Genomic DNA, 4,085 nt, shown 5'->3' with positions numbered 1-4,085 from the left:
GGCTCTATTTGATTAATCCAACGCGCTACAGATGCAGAGCCAATTCGAAATTGCTTCTTGGTTTCTCGGATACTCAACCCTTCTTCCTCCATCGTAAATATCACTTTACGTCTAAAATCAATTGAATTGCTCATATAAATAATGTCATCAAAATTAAGTCGCTTAGCTATAAGTAAAAAGGCTGTTAACGATAATTTTTCTGCGCATTATTTACTTTAATCAGATAATTACGTGATTGCGCAGCCGGATGTTTAGTCACTAATGCTTGGTAAACATCACCGGGTGGCATTTGGTTAATAATCTGTGTTGCCAACTTTTTATCGTTATGGAATACTCTTAATACACTACCAGCTCCGCCATTATAGGCAGTGATGATCACATACCGGCGCGAGGTAGCATTAGTGATTTCACCTAAATAAATGTTTTGTAGCAATGATAAATAGGCGGTTCCCAGATCAATATTATTGGCAGGATCAAATAAATAATTGCGACTTGGTATGCCTGATTTTCCTTGGGCACGAAAAACGTCTTTGCCAGCAGTGTTTGGCATAATTTGCATTAAACCTAAAGCATAAGAGCGACTGACTGCGTAAGGATTAAAACTAGACTCTATTTGCATAATTGCCAAGATCAACGATTGATCAACACCATATTTTGCCGCTGCCTGGCGGATATATGGTAAATACTTATGAGCACGTTTATCTAGGTGATTTGGCACTAATTGGATAGTAATTGACCAGATGACGTGGAATCCTGACTGACGTCGCTGTAATTTATTTTCTAATAGATATTCTGCAATTTTTGTTGCTCGCCATTCCCAGCGGATCGGTTGATTTCTATGATCAAGTACTTGTGAATATAAAAATGGCTCTTTACTGATAGCAATATTATTAATATCAGAGTAGAGATCAATGGAGCCTGGATCATCGCCCATCAATAGAGTAGTAACAATGGCTTTTTTTAAGTATTCCTTTGGCTCTACGCCAGCGATGGTTTCAATTGTGATCCTGCCGCTGTCAAAATTAATATGGCTACGGGTTTGGTATTGATCGGTATATTTGACATAATCTTTTGGCCCAGCAATCAGCACTTCCTGAATTCCCCAAATATTCTCAATATTGTGAGCAAATTGCTGAACTAAAATATCAAATCCATTGGTATCTTTGATGTATTCAGGATGAAATGAGAACTCTTTTTTACTGGAGCAAGCCAGCAAAAGTTGAACAATGATCAGAGGGAGGAGCAGCTTTTTCATATCATTCACAGTTTGTCAGATAAAAAACCATCAGAATGGAAAAATTCTGATGGGGTTAACAATTATTTTTCAGGCGAGGTATAGCCTTCAATATGAATTTCTTGCCCCTCAAACAGAAATTTTACCATCTCTTGCTCTAATAGCTTTCGGTCTTCAGGATTCATCGTGCTAAGTTTTTTTTCATTGATCAGGATAGTTTGTTTGCTCATCCATTGTTCCCAGGCTTCTTTAGATATTTGATTAAAAATTCGCTTACCTATTTCACCAGGATAAAGCTGAAAATCCAAACCTTCAGCTTCACGTTGTAAAAAAGTACAAAAAATAGTTCTACTCATTAAGTGGATCCTCAGAACGGTAAAGTTAATATCTAAATTGTTTAAGTAAGTTTTCAACCGGTGCTGCTAAGCCAATTTTTATATCTTGCTGTAAGTTATACCAAAGTCCTTGTGTTTCATCCATACAAGCAGAAAACTGATTAATAGTGACATAAATAGGTATAACATTTAAATGAAAGTGGCTAAAGGTATGACGAAATGTAATTAATTGCTCAATTTTGTTATATACAATACCGGAATTATTAAGCCACTCGTTTAGTGCATCAAACGTATCAAATTGTGGAAAAATATATAAGCCTCCCCAAATACCAGAAGGAGGACGCTTTTCCAGCCAAATTGAATTTTCATATTGTAGAATCAAAAACCAGCCACATTTGGTGGGAATTTGCTGTTTAGGTTTTTTGGCTGGAAAATTATGCCAGCTGTGGTTCATAAAAGCATAGCAACCTTTTTGTAACGGGCAGAGTTCGCATTTAGGTTTACTACGACTACAGATCATAGCACCGATATCCATCATCGCCTGATTAAAATATTGAGCATCATTAGCAGGAGTTAACAAAGTACTGATAGCCCATAGTTGGTTTGCAACTTCTTTTTTACCGGGCCAACCATCAATTCCATAATAACGAGTAAGCACACGTTTTACATTACCATCCAGGATCGGCAAATGTTGGTTTTGGGATAACGATAAAATAGCGCTAGCAGTGGAGCGTCCGATGCCTGGAAGTGAAATAATTTGTTCGAATTTATTGGGGAAATGGCCATCATATTTAGCCACAATTTGTTGTGCTGCTTTATGCAAATTGCGGGCTCTGGCATAGTAACCGAGGCCTGTCCATACGTGTAAGATTTCATCTTGCGGGGCATTGGCTAAAGATATGATGTCAGGGAAATGGCTAATAAATTTCTCAAAATAGGGGATAACGGCAGCGACCTGTGTTTGCTGCAACATTACTTCAGATAACCAGACGTGATAGGAAGATTTTTCTCGTTGCCAGGGAAGTGTTTTACGCCCATAACGATGATACCAGTTAAGTACAGCTTGCGAAAATTGCAGTGTATCCATATAAAAAGTCTTTACCCTAAACAGTTTTATAAAAAGTAGCTTTTGATATGAGCGATGGTATCATTGCTAGTTGTTTTTTCCGCAAGGAATAAATATTTACTCTTTAGCCAGATATTAGCTTTGATGAAGCTTTTTATTCCGTCAATAGAGTAATGCTTTTTACCTGCCATTTTGATACTCAACTGCTCATAATATAATTATCTCTATTATGAATAGTATTAATTGGTAAAAATAATCTCAATACTTATGATGAAAAATGTTATTACTCTAGAAGTTAATAAAGAGGGCAAAGTAATACGTCGTGTTCGTAGCTTTGTCCGCCGTCAGGGGAGATTAACTCCTCGTCAGGAAAATGCACTGCAAATGTTATGGCCTAAGATGGGGGTAGATTTTACGGGCGAGCCTCTATCATTTGATTCGCTATTTGGCAATAATGCGCCGGTGATCCTGGAAATTGGTTTTGGTATGGGGGCATCATTAGTTGCCATGGCTGAACAAAATCCGGCTAAAAATTTTCTCGGTATTGAAGTTCATTCACCGGGAATTGGTGCTTGTTTGGCAGCGGCGAAAGAAGTCAATCTGAGTAATTTACGGGTTATGTGTCATGACGCAATTGAAGTATTGGAGAAAATGTTGACAGATGATTCGTTAAATATTGTGCAACTTTTTTTCCCTGATCCCTGGCATAAAGTAAGGCATAATAAGCGCCGAATTGTGCAGCAATCCTTTGCTAAGCTTGTTTTACATAAATTGGAATTAGGTGGTATATTTCATATGGCAACCGATTGGCAGCCTTATGGCGAGCATATGTTAAATGTAATGCGTGAAATTAGTGATTATCGAAATTTGTCAGCAGAAGGCGATTATGTTCAGCGACCCACTACGCGACCTGTGACTAAATTTGAAAAGCGTGGCCAGCAGTTAGGCCATGGAGTATTTGATCTTATGTTTGAGAGGATAAAATAATGTCTAAACAGCGTAGCCGTCGTTTACGTAAAAAAACTACATATAGACGAATTTCAAGAGGTTGGTTTCTCAATAAATTTGTCTTTTTCCGCTAAAACGCCCGTTGAGTTGATGAGATTGATAGTATGGTTGATACCTTTATCATAGAGCTTATTCAACCTAATGGTTTAGCGATGGATGCTAGTGGTTATTTAGATTAGGAAAGATTGATCTGTATCGAGAAAACTGGCAAATGTACAGAAGAGCATCGTAATTTAGTAGACGAATGGTTAAAAAATCACGGAATGAAAAAGGTGGTTACTTCTGAATTATTTGATATTTTGTCGGATTAATCAGCTTTAAATGTTATTAAACAGATTATTGTGACTAAATGTTTTTGGCATGCTTTAATTTGTCTAAATGAAGAATCGATATAAGGGATTTTTTAATCGATATTTAAAGATTATTTTTTGGTGTAAATAAG

General features: G+C 37.0%; 5 protein-coding genes and 1 pseudogene. 2 read left to right on the top strand and 4 right to left on the bottom strand.

Features of this window, described 5'->3' with window-relative positions; translation table 11 throughout:
* The 4 genes from ARSQ2_RS15025 to mutY form a co-directional block, all read right to left on the bottom strand.
* Positions 1-134, bottom strand: a 134-nt coding sequence (locus ARSQ2_RS15025; RefSeq protein ID WP_202880412.1) for an IS630 transposase-related protein, incomplete at its 3' end; no start/stop codon positions are given.
* Positions 135-184: 50 nt separating this feature from the next.
* Positions 185-1,255 (bottom strand): membrane-bound lytic murein transglycosylase MltC, encoded by a 1,071-nt coding sequence (gene mltC, locus ARSQ2_RS09745; protein WP_181995177.1) that lies wholly within the window; start codon positions 1,253-1,255, stop codon positions 185-187.
* 62 nt (positions 1,256-1,317) lie between these two features.
* Positions 1,318-1,590 (bottom strand): oxidative damage protection protein, encoded by a 273-nt coding sequence (locus ARSQ2_RS09740; protein WP_181995176.1) that lies wholly within the window; start codon positions 1,588-1,590, stop codon positions 1,318-1,320.
* 25 nt (positions 1,591-1,615) lie between these two features.
* Entirely contained in the window at positions 1,616-2,656 is a 1,041-nt protein-coding gene (mutY, locus tag ARSQ2_RS09735) for an A/G-specific adenine glycosylase (RefSeq protein ID WP_181995175.1), read from the bottom strand.
* 246 nt (positions 2,657-2,902) lie between these two features.
* Here mutY and trmB point away from each other — a divergent pair, with 246 nt between their 5' ends.
* Together trmB and ARSQ2_RS09725 are read left to right on the top strand one after the other, a co-directional pair.
* The gene (gene trmB, locus ARSQ2_RS09730; RefSeq protein ID WP_181995174.1) at positions 2,903-3,622 is read left to right on the top strand and encodes a tRNA (guanosine(46)-N7)-methyltransferase TrmB; all 720 of its coding nucleotides are present in this window, start codon (positions 2,903-2,905) and stop codon (positions 3,620-3,622) included.
* A pseudogene (locus ARSQ2_RS09725) lies at positions 3,622-3,954 on the top strand (YggL family protein). Before trmB ends, ARSQ2_RS09725 begins: the two are co-directional and overlap by 1 nt.
* Positions 3,955-4,085: the final 131 nt, after the last annotated feature.

This window comes from Arsenophonus endosymbiont of Bemisia tabaci Q2 (assembly GCF_902713415.1).
In the GTDB taxonomy this organism is placed as follows: domain Bacteria; phylum Pseudomonadota; class Gammaproteobacteria; order Enterobacterales; family Enterobacteriaceae; genus Arsenophonus.
The sequence above is the reverse complement of the archived record's forward strand: the minus strand, read 5'-3'. Positions and strand labels throughout refer to the sequence as shown.

Excerpts from the sequence above, each read along its gene's own strand:
- trmB (WP_181995174.1), top strand. The coding sequence starts at position 2,903 with ATGATGAAAAATGTTATTACTCTAGAAGTTAATAAAGAGGGCAAAGTA.
- mltC (WP_181995177.1), bottom strand. The coding sequence starts at position 1,255 with ATGAAAAAGCTGCTCCTCCCTCTGATCATTGTTCAACTTTTGCTGGCT.
- mutY (WP_181995175.1), bottom strand. The coding sequence starts at position 2,656 with ATGGATACACTGCAATTTTCGCAAGCTGTACTTAACTGGTATCATCGT.
- ARSQ2_RS09740 (WP_181995176.1), bottom strand. The coding sequence starts at position 1,590 with ATGAGTAGAACTATTTTTTGTACTTTTTTACAACGTGAAGCTGAAGGT.